Origin of the sequence: Terasakiella sp. 4MB5A, assembly GCF_050058155.1 — a bacterium.
Taxonomy (GTDB): Bacteria; Pseudomonadota; Alphaproteobacteria; order Rhodospirillales; family Terasakiellaceae; genus Terasakiella; species Terasakiella halodenitrificans.
Genome location: NZ_CP188815.1, coordinates 1,982,330 through 1,997,148 on the forward strand (window position 1 = coordinate 1,982,330; position 14,819 = coordinate 1,997,148).

At 45.9% G+C, this 14,819-nt stretch carries 11 protein-coding genes; 7 read left to right on the top strand and 4 right to left on the bottom strand.

Translation table 11 applies throughout. The features are described from left to right. The first annotated feature begins 326 nt into the window (after positions 1-326). The 3 genes from ACI0FF_RS09120 to ACI0FF_RS09130 are packed head-to-tail and all read left to right on the top strand — an operon-like array spanning position 327 to position 6,219. Positions 327-2,648, top strand: coding sequence for a peptidase domain-containing ABC transporter (locus tag ACI0FF_RS09120; protein ID WP_419796559.1), 2,322 nt, complete (start codon positions 327-329; stop codon positions 2,646-2,648). Then, a complete protein-coding gene (locus ACI0FF_RS09125) occupies positions 2,645-4,837 on the top strand; it encodes a peptidase domain-containing ABC transporter (protein ID WP_419796560.1) in 2,193 nt (730 codons plus the stop codon). Before ACI0FF_RS09120 ends, ACI0FF_RS09125 begins: the two co-directional genes overlap by 4 nt. After that, entirely contained in the window at positions 4,834-6,219 is a 1,386-nt protein-coding gene (locus ACI0FF_RS09130) for an HlyD family type I secretion periplasmic adaptor subunit (RefSeq protein WP_419796561.1), read from the top strand. Before ACI0FF_RS09125 ends, ACI0FF_RS09130 begins: the two co-directional genes overlap by 4 nt. Here ACI0FF_RS09130 and ACI0FF_RS09135 read toward each other — a convergent pair. Continuing rightward, positions 6,183-6,626, bottom strand: coding sequence for an NUDIX hydrolase (locus ACI0FF_RS09135; protein ID WP_419796562.1), 444 nt, complete (start codon positions 6,624-6,626; stop codon positions 6,183-6,185). The genes ACI0FF_RS09130 and ACI0FF_RS09135 overlap by 37 nt on opposite strands. Before the next feature lie 121 nt (positions 6,627-6,747). Between ACI0FF_RS09135 and ACI0FF_RS09140 the strand changes: the two genes are divergently transcribed. Next, positions 6,748-7,128 carry a cyclic nucleotide-binding domain-containing protein gene (locus tag ACI0FF_RS09140; protein WP_419796563.1) on the top strand — a complete coding sequence of 127 codons (381 nt, stop codon included), beginning with the start codon at positions 6,748-6,750 and terminating at the stop codon, positions 7,126-7,128. A 15-nt stretch (positions 7,129-7,143) separates the two neighbouring features. Here ACI0FF_RS09140 and ACI0FF_RS09145 read toward each other — a convergent pair whose 3' ends face one another. Beyond that, positions 7,144-7,386, bottom strand: coding sequence for a hypothetical protein (locus ACI0FF_RS09145; protein ID WP_419796564.1), 243 nt, complete (start codon positions 7,384-7,386; stop codon positions 7,144-7,146). 83 nt (positions 7,387-7,469) lie between these two features. Between ACI0FF_RS09145 and ACI0FF_RS09150 the strand changes: the two genes are divergently transcribed. Beyond that, the gene (locus ACI0FF_RS09150; RefSeq protein WP_419796565.1) at positions 7,470-8,261 is read left to right on the top strand and encodes a DUF502 domain-containing protein; all 792 of its coding nucleotides are present in this window, start codon (positions 7,470-7,472) and stop codon (positions 8,259-8,261) included. Here the strand turns inward: ACI0FF_RS09150 and recG are convergent. Next, entirely contained in the window at positions 8,258-10,339 is a 2,082-nt protein-coding gene (recG, locus tag ACI0FF_RS09155; protein ID WP_419796566.1) for an ATP-dependent DNA helicase RecG, read from the bottom strand. The two genes, ACI0FF_RS09150 and recG, sit on opposite strands and share 4 nt — an antisense overlap. Before the next feature lie 76 nt (positions 10,340-10,415). On the opposite strand from recG, the gene ACI0FF_RS09160 reads away from it, so the two are divergent. After that, positions 10,416-10,676 (top strand): succinate dehydrogenase assembly factor 2, encoded by a 261-nt coding sequence (locus ACI0FF_RS09160; protein WP_188664889.1) that lies wholly within the window; start codon positions 10,416-10,418, stop codon positions 10,674-10,676. Positions 10,677-10,696: 20 nt separating this feature from the next. Next, positions 10,697-14,176 carry a transcription-repair coupling factor gene (gene mfd / locus ACI0FF_RS09165; RefSeq protein ID WP_419796567.1) on the top strand — a complete coding sequence of 1,160 codons (3,480 nt, stop codon included), beginning with the start codon at positions 10,697-10,699 and terminating at the stop codon, positions 14,174-14,176. On the opposite strand, the gene ACI0FF_RS09170 is transcribed toward mfd, so the two are convergent. Continuing rightward, positions 14,177-14,803, bottom strand: coding sequence for a DsbA family oxidoreductase (locus ACI0FF_RS09170; protein ID WP_419796568.1), 627 nt, complete (start codon positions 14,801-14,803; stop codon positions 14,177-14,179). Positions 14,804-14,819 lie beyond the last annotated feature (16 nt).

Sequence of the window (14,819 nt, forward strand, 5' to 3'; positions counted from 1 at the left end):
GCTTGCCAAATGCGTGGCGGATAGTAGGGGAAACCCATATACCGCGCAAGATAGAAAGAGCATATTTTATCTGGAGTTTCTTTTTCGTTAATTTTTAACTCTTGGGCGAAGATTCTATCCTCTCTTAAGGATTTGTTTGTGAATTCTCATGTATGGTTGAGCGTGTTTATTGATATTAAACAAGTAGGTTACGGGTATATACGTAATTGCATAAGTAATTGGTTGGTTTGACTTTTATTAAGGTGTTTTTGTTTGCGAGGACAGAACCATTCGACTATCTAATAGTATTAATATAATCATCACTCCTAGGGGTAAAAAACAATAATATGTTAAATCGAAAGGCAGATAAGTCGATTGACTGGTTAGCCAAGCTTGGCAAGAATTCCAAAATTCCTTTTGGGATGATGGATATTTTGCTGGCGTCTTTCTTTATTAATATATTGTCGTTGGCGATGCCGTTATCGCTCCTGCAAATTTATGATCGTATTTTACCAAATAATTCACTGAATACATTGGCTTTATTGGTGAGCGGGATCGCTCTGGCTTTGCTGATGGAAGCAGCCTTGCGTGTTGGTCGATCATATTTGAGTGGATGGGTCGGGGCACGATTTGAACATATGGCGGGTTGCGCAGCTATTGAACGCCTGCTTTCGACCAGTGTTAATGAATTTGAAAAAGATGGTTCCGGTGTGCATCTGGAACGAATTTCCTCACTAGGGACGCTGAAGGAATTTTATGCCGGTCAGGCAATCATGACACTGTTTGATTTGCCCTTTTCAATTATTTTTCTGGCATTGATTAGTTATCTTGCTGGGGCGCTTGTCTTTGTTCCAATTTTGTTGATTGCACTTTTTGCGCTAATGGCGTGGCGCATAGGGGTGAAGTTACGTAAAGCAATATCTGAAAGAATGGTCGCGGATGAACGGCGATTTAACTTTATTATTGAGGTGTTGACGGGGATCCATACGCTGAAGTCAATGGCGATGGAAACGCAGATGTTGCGTCGATACGAACGACTTCAAGAATCTTGTGCGAAAACAGATTACGAAGTAACACGCCAGAGTTCTTCGGCAATGAGCCTGGGGGCGCTTTATTCGCAATTAACGATGTTTGCGGTTGTTGGGGCCGGAAGTACTTTTGTCATTGATGGACAGTTGACTGTTGGTGGTTTAGCGGCCTGTACGATGTTGTCTGGGCGTGCGATGCAACCTCTTCAGCGTGCTGTCGGGATTTGGTCGCGTTTTCAATCCATTCAACTTGCCCGCGAGAAATTGCGGGAAATTTTTGAACTGCAACCGGAAACGCAAGGTGCTTTGCCTGTTGTCGATAGTACTTATTCCGGTCGCATTGAATTGCAAAATGTAGGGCTGAAGTTTGGGGACGATGCGCAAACCGTTTTTGCGAACGTTAATTTAAAAGTGGAACCAGGCGAGATTATTGGCATTTCTGGCGGAAACGCGAGCGGTAAAAGCTCGTTGCTATACCTTATGATGGGGGCAATGCGTGCAAGTGAAGGGCAAGTTCTTATCGATGGTCAAGATATTAATGAGTTGGAACCCAACAGCGTACGCCGCAAGATCGCCTACTTACCGCAGCATGGTGTGTTATTCAATGGAACAATCCTTGAAAATCTGACGATGTTCAAGCCTGAACTCGAAGAAAAAGCCTTGCGAATTGCGCGATTATTAGGGTTGGATGATGTGGTTGCACGTATGCCACTGGGCTATGATACCTCTGTTGGCAATGGTGCCTATGACACATTACCGCGTGGGATCAAGCAAAGGATTGCAATTGCACGTGCGTTGATGAGTGACCCTGTCGTCCTTCTTTTTGATGAAGCAAACGCGGCAATGGATAGTGCAGGTGATAAGGTTTTAACAGAGTTTCTGGAGCAAGCCCGAGGGAAACGAACCTTGATTCTTGTTTCGCATCGTCCCTCCGTATTAAGAATGGCTGACGCAGTTTATGATTTGCAGGATGGTCGTTTGGAAAAACGAGAAATTGAAGAAGCACCTGTTTTCCATTCGACAGATCAAATGCCGTCAGCTGAAAAACGTATAGAAAAAAGTCCACTCTCTTCGCAAGCGAAAGAAGTGAAACGGAAGCCGATTGCTCCTGAACAATCGCCAGTTAGCCCATCTGTTGAAAAGACAGAAAACAAAGAAGTTACAAAGGATAAGCTGAAAACAAAGCTTGTACCGCGCCCCAAAAAACGAGTTGCTGAACGCAAAGTGACTGTTCCGGGGGCACCTGTTGATGAAAATGAGAAAAAACACCCCCGTATTCTAGCGTCAGATAAATCAGTTTTTGATCGTCTGATCCAAAAAAAGAAAAAAGAAGACAATCCTGTGGGGCCAACAACTGAGATTGAGAAAGGTGATGTTGACACGCCGGAGCAATCACGTTTGGCAGAAGTACATATACCAACACCTGCATCCGAATTAGCACCCCCAAGTGAGGTGAGTACAGAGCTGAATATTGTTGAAAACACTGATGAAGAGGTCTCTTTTAAACCTGTTCCGACAGATACATGGAAAGCGCGCGTCGCCAAAATGGATAACAGTAAGCTTAAAGATGGTGCAGGATTAAAAAATAAAAAGCTTGTCCTGAAAACCCGTACAATTAAAGAAACGGAACGCGATACATGAGTAACGCATTGGGCAAAATAGACGTGAAAAAGCTTGAAGTGGAAAGAAACCCACTCTCGCAAACGGCTGAAGCAATCAAAAAATCACCCTTATTGGCGAACTTGCGTGAAATTTCGGATTTTGCAGCCTGCCTTGAAATTTTGCTCATGGCGTTAAGTTGGCGGGGCGAACAGCGCAATGTTGCCGAAGCGATGCCACATTTTGCAGATGAGTTGGACATCACAGGTTTTCGTAATGTTATGGCAAACCTACAATATTCTAGTCGACCGGAACGTATTCGTCTCAAGGATATTGATCCTCGTCTCATGCCCTGTCTATATGTCTCTGATGATCGTGCGGCTTTTATCCCTATGGCACGTAGCGATTATGGTGTTCGCATATTTGATGGCGGGACAGGCGATTATGCCACACTAAGTGGCAATGATATGACGATGAAAGGGACAGCCTATTTCTTTACCCCTGTTGACAATGAAGAACAAAAAATTGCTCAGCAAAAAATTGGCTGGTTCTGGATGGTTATGGAACGGTTCCGTTCTTTGATCTACCAAATTCTAGGACTAACGTTACTTTTGAATTTGCTGGCCTTAGCAACACCACTTTTTGTTATGGCAGTATATGACAAGGTTGTTGCGACCGGATCTATGTCCACATTGGCTTATTTCGGTGTTGGCGTGAGTATTGCGCTCATATGTGATTATGTTCTCAGGAAAATTCGAACCAAGATTTTTGCTTTTGTTGGGGCGAGAATTGACAATATTGTGGGAACGGAAGTTTTTAAGCGAATAATGTTTCTGCCGCCCGCCTTCACGGAACGTGCGACTATTGGGGCACAGGTAGCACGGATCAAGGATTTTGAATCTATTCGAGAATTCTTTACGGGTCCTATGGCCGTGGTGATGTTCGAAATTCCGTTTTCATTCATTTTTATTATTGTCATTTTTATATTAGGTGGTGTTGTCGCTTTTATCCCGATTTTAATGCTGGTCCTCTATTGGTTGGTGGCGTTGGCTTTTGGTCCGATTATTCGAAATGCGATTGGGTCAACAGCTCGTTATGGTTCACAAAAGCAGGAACTCGTTATTGAAACAATCTCTTCGATGCGGGCGATTAAATACAGTAATTCTGAAGCAACATGGTTGAGCCGCTATCGTGAACTCTCTGCCAAATCGGCAATGGCCAGTTTTAAGTCGGCACAAGTCACCAGTTATCTCAACACAACATCACATGTTTTGATGATTATTTCCGGTGTTGCAACCGTTGCCGTTGGGGTCTTTGAAGTTTTTAGTGGCGCAATGACCATCGGGGGATTGGTTGCATCAATGATCCTTGTCTGGCGTGTCTTGGGACCGTTACAATCGGGGTTCGTAACTCTCACTCGTTTAGAACAGGTGCGTTCATCTATTTCACAGATTAATAACTTGATGAATATAAATTCTGAACACAAAGACCAAACAGTTGCGACCAATCGTAAAATTAATGGCTTTATTTCATTCGGGCGTGTGTCTTTGCGCTATTCTCCAGATGCTGACCCGGCACTTGTCGGGGTGAATTTTGATGTCAATCCCGGCGAAGTTCTTGCCCTTGTTGGGGGGAATGGCAGTGGGAAGTCCACCATCCTTAAGTTATTGCTTGGAATGTATATTCCACAGGCTGGAAATATTCGTGTCGATCAAACAGATATTCGTCAGTTAGACCCTGTTGAATTACGTCAGATGATGGGATATGCCCCGCAAACGACACAGTTCTTTTATGGAACGATTGCACAAAATTTACGCCTTGCTAATCCGGCTGCAACGGATGAAGAATTGATGCATGCCTGTAAAATCGCTAATGTTTTAGATGATATTGAGGCGTTGCCTAAGGGATTTTGGACGCGTATCGGCGAAGGAACAGGGGGACAGTTGCCCAGCAGCTTCCAACAACGTCTAAACCTTGCTCGTTGTTTTGTGAAAAGTCCTAAAATTATGTTATTCGATGAACCGGGTAACGGGCTTGATTTTGACGATGATCAGGCCTTTATGAAGGCTGTTGCAAACCTTAAAGAAGAAGGGGTTTGCAGTTTTATCGTCACACATAGACCAAGTCATTTAAAAATTGCCGATAAAGTTTTATGGTTGGAAAACGGTCACATGAAAATGTACGGTCCAACAGATGAGGTTAAACCCCACTTACCGAAAGATTTCCTATGAGTGGCAACCAGATTACAAAAAGCGAAACAAAAGCTGTTAAAGAAAAAAAACTGCACCCGGTTCAATTTAAAATTGGGTCGCGGCAGACGCGTTATTTGGCGCAATCCGTTGTTTTGGAAGAGGCCGGTTCATCTTCTTTAATTCGTGCAGGCATGATGACAGTTGGTGCGGTAATTGTGGCTTTTATCGTCTGGTCGTATTTTACCGAAGTGGATGAAGTTTCTGTTTCTTTTGGGGAGGTGATCCCCTCTGGTCAAATTCAGACGATTCAACACCTCGAAGGCGGTATTGTATCTGAAATCTTAGTCTCAGAAGGTCAAATCGTAGAGACTGGTGATGTCTTGATACGTCTTGATCCCGCTGCGGCATATTCAGAACGTGCGCAGATGAAAGCGCGCCGAGCCGGTTTATTATTGAAGGCGGAACGACTGCGTGCAATCGGCATGGACCGCCAACCGGATTTCTCAATCGTTGGAAAAGATTATGACGGAATGGTCGAAGATCAAATGGCGATTTATCGGGTCCAAACCGGCGCCCAAGACAGTAGTCGTCAAGTTTTGATCAATCAGATTGAACAATCAAGTACAGAACTTGATTTGCTGGAAGAAAAAGAAACAACATTACGTCAGCAGCTTTCGATCGTTCAAGATGAACTGAAAATGCGCGAATCTCTGTTTAAACAGGGATTGAGTTCAAAGGTTCTGTATCTCGAGTTAAAGAGGGAAGCCAATCAGGCACACGGCGACGTGAACAAAGTGGTTCAGGAACGCTTGAAAGCGTTGGAAGAACATGAAGAAGCCAAGAACCGACTGGCGCAGGATGTTGCAAAGTCAAAAGAAGAAGCTTTGCAGGAAATGGGTGGTGTGACGCAGGAGTTGGCCCAAGTGCGCGAAGCCATTGCAAAGCTGGAAGACCGGGTGAAGCGTCTGGAAGTTCGTGCCCCGGTACGTGGTATTATTAAAGGGTTGCAAGCAACAACGATTGGCGGGGTTTTGGCACCCGGTGCTACAGTTACGGAAATTGTGCCTTTGGATAAGGAATTAATTGTCGAAACGAAAATTGCAACACGTGATGTAGGACACATGCGTGTTGGGCAGCCGGTTACAGTTAAGATTACAAGTTTTGATTTTGCGCGTTACGGCGGCATCACAGGTGAGCTTTCGGCAATTTCGGCAACAACCTTTATGAATGAAAAGGAAGAACCTTATTATAAGGGGTTGATTGCACTGGATCGCAGCTATGTCGGGTATGATCCTGCTAATAATCGCATTATGCCAGGGATGACGGTTCAGGCGGACGTGACAACAGGCAAAAAGACTTTGCTGCAATATCTGTTGAAACCTGTTTATTCCTCCGTCAATGAAGCCTTCCGTGAACGATAAGATTGCTCAATAATGCGAAGGGTTTCTTCTCGCAAATTATAGTGGTTAATTTTGCTGTAAGGAACCCATTTTGCACATAATGCATCGTCATTTGCAGCCAGTTTCCCTTTCTGATAAAGACAAGATATTTCAATAAGGGTGTAGTGATATTCGATGCGTTTATCTTTGTCGAAATGAATAGAATCGACGACATCAATAAGCTTATGCTGGGTTGTATATATTCCGGTTTCTTCAAAAACCTCACGCATGGCCCCTTCGATTACTGTCTCGCCAATGTGCTGTGCGCCACCGGGAAGGCTCCATGCACCTCTGTAGGGGGCTTTGGCTCGTTTAATCAGTAAAATATTATCATCTTTGTGCACGACGATACCGATGCCGACCCACGGGCGTTCAGGATATGTCCTCATGAACTGACCTCACCTATACAAATGAAGAATTTCTATCTTTATCAGATTAGACTAGATTGCATTCTTCGAGTAAACAGGTACTATAAAATAACTTTTATTGACGGGTTCTGAGGATTTTTAAATGGCTGGCCACGCTGCGAAACGTTTTATTGAGCGTAAAGTCTTTTATGCGGGGGACCGTATTTTTAAAGAAGGTGATCCCGGTGATCGCGCTTATATCATCGAGCGTGGGATGGTTGAAATTTACAAAATGGTTGATGGCCGTGAAGTTGTACTTGGTACGGTGAATAAAGGCGGTATTTTTGGGGAAATGGCATTGATTGACAATGCGCCTCGAATGGCTGCTGCGCGTTCTGTTCAACAAACGACGCTCGTCATTGTGACGCGTGATACATTTGAAAGTAAGCTTGCCAAGGCTGACCCTTTTATGCGTGGTTTAATCAATATTTTTGTGAAAAATATTCGCAGAATGGGGCAGGAACTCGCGAAATATAAAAGCTAGGCTGGTCGTTTCGATTTATTCAACATCATTTTCAATAATTTCGCCTTTGCCAACCAGAATGCTGGCCTGATGCTTGACGTTTCCTAAAAACTGCTCGTCAGATTGTGGGTAGACATTAAAGACATATTCTTCGGCAGCGGCTTTTTGAATGGCAATTTCTTTTGCGGCTTCAAGACTTTCGGCTTGAATTTCCAAAATTGAGATACCTTGCTCATTTTTGTCCGTCGCATAGACGTATTGTATAACCCAATTTTTCATGACAGACTCATTTCGTTCTTTTGTCTTTACGTTAAACTCTATACCATGCATTTCCACGCTATAGAAATTAGGAACGCTTGTCCATGACCGAAGAAAATTCGTCAGAAGATACCAAGCCTGTTAAAGGGTTGACTGTCATGGGGCGTATTCGCGCCTATTTCCTGACGGGCTTACTGGTAACAGCACCGTTATCCATTACGATTTTGGTCGCATGGGTCTTTGTTGACTTTGTGGATCAAAAGGTTACGCCGCTTATTCCGAAAGCCTATAACCCGGAAACTTATCTTCCTTTTAGTATCCCTGGAATGGGTTTACTGATTGTCCTTGTCAGCTTGACTGTTGTGGGAATGTTGACTGCTGGCTTTGTCGGTAAGTTGCTTGTCCGTATCAGTGAAAGCATTATGGCACGCATGCCGGTTATTAGCGGGATTTACAGTGCAACCAAGCAAATCTTTGAAACCGTGCTCGCCCAGAAATCACAAGCTTTTCGTGAAGCGGTTCTGATTGAATATCCTCGTCGCGGGATTTGGGCCATTGGCTTTATTACCGGGACCACAAAAGGCGAGGTTCAAAACCTGACTGAAGAAGAATGTGTAAACATCTTTTTACCGACAACGCCAAACCCGACATCCGGTTTTTTGCTGTTTGTTCCTAAGGGGGAGCTAATTCCATTGAATATGTCGGTGGAACAAGCCGTGAAGATGGTTATTTCCGGCGGCATAGTTACGCCGCCTGATCGACGTCCTGTGGAAGAACAACAAATTCCAAAAGTATCGGCAAAAACCTATGAAGATGTCGATGTCTTGCGGGAAAAGGACGGGAGTCCAATTTTGGTTTCCAAGCATCCGGTTCCTGTGAAGGATGAGAACACTTAACCGGAGCGCAGGTATCCAACACTTGCATCCTCTTCAAATAGATAGAGGAGGGTGCGTAATGCTTTCCCACGTTCTGTTTGTAATTCGGGATCTTGTTCCAATATTAATTTAACATCGTCACGTGCGATTGCCAGTAATTCTTCGTGTGCGGGCAATTGTGCAAGTTTGAATTCCGGCAGTCCGCTTTGCCGGGTTCCTAAGACTTCGCCCGCTCCGCGCAAACGTAAATCTTCTTCGGCAATGACAAAGCCATCTTCGGTATCGCGCATAATTTTAAGGCGAGCCTGACCGTTTTCAGATAACGGGGCACCGTATAATAAAAGGCAGGTGGAGGCATCCATACCGCGCCCGATACGCCCACGAAGCTGATGAAGCTGGGCAAGGCCAAACCGTTCGGCATGCTCGACGATCATCACGGTTGCTTCCGGTACGTTTACGCCGACTTCGATTACGGTGGTTGCAACCAGTATGTCAATGTCACCCGCGACAAAGGCGGCCATGACGGTGTCTTTTTCCGTTCCTTTCATTTTGCCATGAACAAGACCAACACGCGCGTCATAAAGGGATTGAAGGTGTTCAAATCTTTCTTGTGCGGCGGCGACTTCGATTTTGTCGGATTCTTCCACCAAGGGGCAAACCCAATAAATACGTGCCCCTTTATCAATCATACGTTTTAGGCCGAACGCCACCTCTTCCAGCTTTGAAAGGGGCATAACGCGGGTATCGACAGGTTTACGGCCTGCTGGTTTTTCCAGCAGGCGTGAAACATCCATATCCCCATAGGCGGTCAACATAAGGGTGCGTGGAATAGGTGTGGCTGTCATGACCAGAACATCTACATGCTGCCCCTTACTGGCGAGCGCAAGGCGTTGGTGCACGCCAAAACGGTGTTGTTCATCAATGATGGCGAGTCCCAGATTGGCAAAATCCACATCATCCTGAAATAAGGCATGTGTTCCGATAATCAGTTGGACTTCGCCACTGGCAATTTGTTCAAGGATGGCTTGTCGTTTTTTTCCCTTATCACGCCCCGTTAAAAGGATAGGATTGATCGGTGTTCCTGTCAGTAAGGGGGCAATGGTTTCCATATGTTGACGGGCTAAAATCTCTGTAGGTGCCATAATAACGGCCTGTAGACCCGCTTCAATGGCGATCAGGGCACTGAGTAAGGCAACAACGGTTTTACCACTACCAACATCACCTTGCAGCAGGCGCAGCATCCGCAGTGGTTCTGCCATGTCGGCTTCGATCTCTTTCAGGGAGTTTTCTTGCGAGTTGGTGAGATCGAAGGGCAGTGCATCCCGGATTGTTTTGCGCAAACGCCCATTTCCCGTAATGGCGCGTCCGGCAGCACGGCGCACGGTTCGTCTGACCAGTGCGAGTGCCAGCTGATTGGCAAGCAGCTCGTCATAAGCAAGACGTTCACGTGCCGGGGTATCGGCAAACAGGTCCTCTTCGCAACGAGGATGATGTGCGCTGGTAAGTGCATCTTGCCAGTCAGGCCAGTTTTTCAGTTTTTTAAAGGCATCATTTAACCAGTCGGGCAGCGGGCTTGTTTGTTCAAGGGCATGCTGAACCGTTTTCCCCATAAGTTTGTTTGTGACCCCAGCGGTCAAGGGATAAACCGGATCGACGGTTTGTATGTCTTCTTTTTCATCCAATGTTCCCATCCGGTCAGGGTGGGTCATTTGTAAAACGCCTTGAAAATGTTCAACCGTGCCACTGACAATGCGGGTTTCGCCTTCGGGTAATTGCTTTTTTAAATAATCCGCACGTGCATTGAAAAAGACCAAATCCATGTGACCTGTTTCGTCAAAACACGAAACTTTATAAGGGGCGCGGCGGTTACGCGATGGGAAATGTTTGGCGACCGTGATTTCTACCGTCACAATGGCATTGTCCGGTGCATCGGCGATTGTCGGGGAAAAACGGCGATCTACAAACGATGTGGGGAGATGCCAAAGAATATCGACAATATGTTCGCCAGTGAGTTTTTCCATCAATTTGGAAATACGCGGACCAACGCCGGCAAGGGCGGTAATGGGGCGAAATAATGGAAAAAGAATTTCAGGGCGCATGCTTTAAACCATGACAATGAGTGAAAAGGTCGCTATATCCTAAGCAAATTTTTTCATCTGGCAAATGGTGTTCGATATGGATGATCGTCTTAAACGTTTACATCACAAATGCAAATATATGGGTATGCATGAAAACGACGTGATTTTCGCACGTTTTTCTGAACGTTATCTCGGTGAATTACCGGATGAGGAAATATCCCAGTTCGAAGCCTTGCTGGAACAAAACGATCTGGATATTTTTAAATGGATTACCGGGAAACTGGATGTCCCTGCAGAATTTGACAATAATGTGATGATAAAACTTCGCGATTGTCAGGAATATATTGAAAACGCCTAAGCAAAGGCAAATAACCTGTTATGAAACTGACTTTACGCGCACTTCCGACAGCTGGCACATTGACCTATGGCGGTGTGCCGGAAGGATATGACAGTGTTCTCTTAGGCTATCTGGCAAAACAGCACGGTGATGTTTTATTCGTGACAACGGATGAGACGAAAATGGTGCGCGCAGCCAATGCGGTGTCTTTTTTCTATCCTGATCTTCAAGTCATCCAGTTCCCAGCGTGGGATTGTCTGCCTTATGACCGTGTGTCCCCCCATGCAGAAATTGTGGGGCAGCGTGTGGACGGATTGACCACTTTGCAGGATCGCCCCAAAGGCACGTCGCGTTTGCTTTTAACAACAGTCTCTGCCTTTTTACAAAAAGTTCCACCGCGAGCAAGCTTCAAAGATGCTGTTTTTATCGCAAAAGTTGGTGATGAAGTTCAACGCGAAGGTCTTGTCAAGTTTCTTGAACGCAATGGTTATCAGCGCAGTGAAACGGTTATGGAACCGGGCGAATATGCGGTTCGGGGTGATATTGTCGATGTTTTTGCCCCTGGGAGGGAAGAGCCATTGCGCCTTGATCTGGAATGGGACGAAGTCGCGGCAATCCGCACATTTGATCCGCTTTCACAACGCACGCTTGAGACAATTGATACCTTTGCCTTGAAACCCGTTAGCGAATTGCCGATGGGTGATGATGCCGTTTCGCGTTTTCGGACCGAGTTCCGCAAAATTTTTGGGGCGAAAGCGGAAAAAGATCCACTATACGAGGCTGTTTCAGCAGGGCGACGCCCGATGGGTGTGGAACATTGGTTACCTTTGTTCCATGACCAAATGGAAAGTTTGCTGGATTATCTTCCGAAAACAGCAAAAATCGTTCTGGATCATCAGGTCGATCAGGCGCGTGATTCCCGTCTGGAAATGATTGCTGATTATTATGATGCGCGTGTTGATGTTGCCGGGGCTTCTTTAGGGGGCGAAGCGCCTTATAACCCGATTGATCCCTCCCTCCTTTATTTTGAAAGGGGAGATTGGGAAAAACTGCTGGATGGGTATGGCATTGGTCAATTCAGTTCATTCAATCTGGAACCGGGCGACACTGTTTTTGATGGGAATGGGCGGCGCTGTCTGGATTTTGCAGAGGCCCGGGCAAACCCGAATGCCAATGTTTATGATGCCGTCCGCCAATATATTGTTGCAGAACAGAACAATAAACAACGTGTTGTGATTGCCGCCTATTCTGATGGGTCACGTGATCGTTTGATGACGGTTTTAAAGGAACATGGTGTTGCAGGTTTGGCAGCCGTTGGCCGTTTTGCCGATGTGGAACGCTTGCCTAAAGACGGGGTTGCCTTGATTGTTTTAGGGCTGGAACACGGTTTTGCGTTTGATGGTCTAACCGTCCTGTGTGAGCAGGATATTTTAGGTGAGCGTATGGTGCGCCCGGCCCGGCGTCGCATGCGGGCGGAAAACTTTATTGCCGAGGCATCCAGCCTGAATGAAAGCGACCTTGTCGTCCATGTGGATCATGGGATTGGACGCTATGAAGGTTTGGAAACCATCAACGTTGGCGGAGCACCCCATGATTGTTTGGTGCTGGTTTATGACGGCGGTGATAAGCTGTTTTTGCCAGTTGAAAACATTGAATTATTGTCTCGTTTTGGCTCCGATCAAGGGACTGCCCATCTGGATAAGCTTGGTGGTGTGGCATGGCAGGCGCGCAAAGCTCGTCTGAAAGAACGCGTCAAGGATATGGCCCAGCAGTTAATCAAGGTGGCAGCGGAACGGGAACTGCGCAAAGGGGAAGCCATTGCCGCACCGGATGGTTTGTACGAAGAATTTTGTACCCAGTTTCAATTTGTGGAAACCGACGATCAATTGCGTGCCATCGGGGATGCGATATCGGATTTAAATAGCGGACGTCCCATGGACCGTCTGGTTTGTGGCGATGTTGGATTTGGTAAAACTGAAGTTGCTTTGCGCGCAGCCTTTGTCGCAGCGATGAGTGGAATGCAGGTTGCCGTGGTCGTGCCGACGACTTTGCTGGCCCGTCAGCATTACAATAATTTCGTTGAACGCTTTAAACACTTCCCTATTCGCATTCAGCAGCTTTCACGATTGGTCACCCCGACGCAAGCCAAGCGCGTGAAAGAAGAAATGGACAAAGGCACCGTTGATATTGTTGTCGGAACCCATGCGCTATTGGCGAAAAACGTTAAATTCAAACGACTTGGTTTGTTGATCATTGATGAAGAACAGCATTTTGGCGTGACCCACAAAGAACAGCTTAAAAAATTGAAAGCTGATGTTCACGTCTTGACCTTAACGGCGACACCCATTCCGCGAACGCTTCAAATGGCACTAACCGGCGTGAAGGAAATGAGCCTGATTGCAACGCCGCCTGTGGATCGTTTGGCCGTTCGTACCTTTGTTATGCCTTTTGATCACGTAGTTGTTCGTGAAGCAATCCAGCGCGAACGTTTTCGAGGCGGGCAATGTTTTTATGTGTGTCCGCGTTTGGCGGATTTGGATAAAGTCGCCCGTGAATTACACGATCTGGTTCCCGATGCAAAAATCGCGGTGGCGCATGGCCGTATGAAGCCATCGGAATTGGAAGAAGTCATGACGGCTTTTTCCGAAAAAGCGTTCGATATTTTATTGGCAACCAATATTGTTGAATCCGGTTTGGATTTACCGTCTGTAAATACGATCTTTATTCACCGGGCCGATATGTTTGGTCTTGCGCAACTTTATCAATTGCGGGGACGGGTCGGGCGATCCAAAATGCGCGCTTACGCCTATTTGACTTTGCCGCCCGGTCAGAAAATTTCCAAAACAGCGGAAAAACGTCTTGAGGTTATGCAGACCTTGGACAGCTTAGGGGCTGGATTTACGCTGGCCAGTCATGATTTGGATATTCGTGGGGCCGGGAATTTGCTGGGGGATGAGCAATCCGGTCATATCAAAGAGGTCGGTATCGAACTTTATCAACAAATGCTGGAAGAAGCGGTTGCTGAGGCGAAAGGCGGCGGTGGTTTCGAAGAAGATAATCCCCATGACTGGAGCCCTCAGATCGGCATCGGTTTACCTGTCTTGATCCCGGAAAGTTATATTGCAGACCTGAATGTTCGTATGGAACTGTATCGCCGGGTATCCACATTGAAAACACAACAGGATCTGGACTCATTTGCGGCGGAATTGGTTGATCGTTTTGGTCCTATGCCGGGCGAAGTCGAAAACCTTCTGGATACAGTGGCGATGAAACACCTTTGCCGTGAAGCACATATCGAAAAAATTGATGCGGGACCCAAAGGGGCTGTAATTAAGTTTCGCAATAACGAGTTTGCAAATCCTGATGGATTGGTCCGTTTCTTGATGGATCAAGCCGGAACAGCGAAAATGCGCCCAGATCACTGTCTGGTCTTTATGCGGCGTTGGGATGACATGGCAACCAGATTGACAGGTGTGAAACGCTTGTTGAAAGATCTGGGAGAAATGGCCCGTTTGTCATAATTACCCGTTCCACGCCGTATCAATAAATTTACCAAGGATTTTTGATTCTTGGGCACCGGAGATAATATATCTGTCGCGTGCCACAAAGGCCGGTACGCCGTGAACTCCTAGTTCACGTGCTTCACGGTCTGATTTTATGACTTCTTCATGCAATTCGTCACTTTTTAGAAAAGTTTTTGTTGCTGTTTTATCCAATCCAATTTCAGCGGCAAGTTTTGTTAAGATGTCTATGTCCCCGATATTTTCACCTTCAATAAAAAAGGCTTTGAATAATCGGTCCACCATTTGGATTTGTAAATCAAAACGAGTTGCAAAGAAGACAAGTCGATGTGATGCAATGGAATTGGGGGTGTAGCGTATTAAATCAAAATGAAAATTGATCCCATTATCCTGTCCGGTTTGAGAAATCGCATCATAAACACGTTTTGCCCGATCAGGTCCGCCGAATTTTTGCGATAAATAAAGTTGGCGATCCATGCCGCCGGGCCCCATTGTCGGGTTTAGTAAAAAAGGTTTCCAGCGAATTTTTAAAGAAATATGAGCGCGACTGAGTAAGGCTTTTTCCAGTCGTTTTTTACCAATGCAACACCAAGGACAGATTGTGTCGTAATAAAGGTCGATATACATAAAGGCCGCCCGTGTA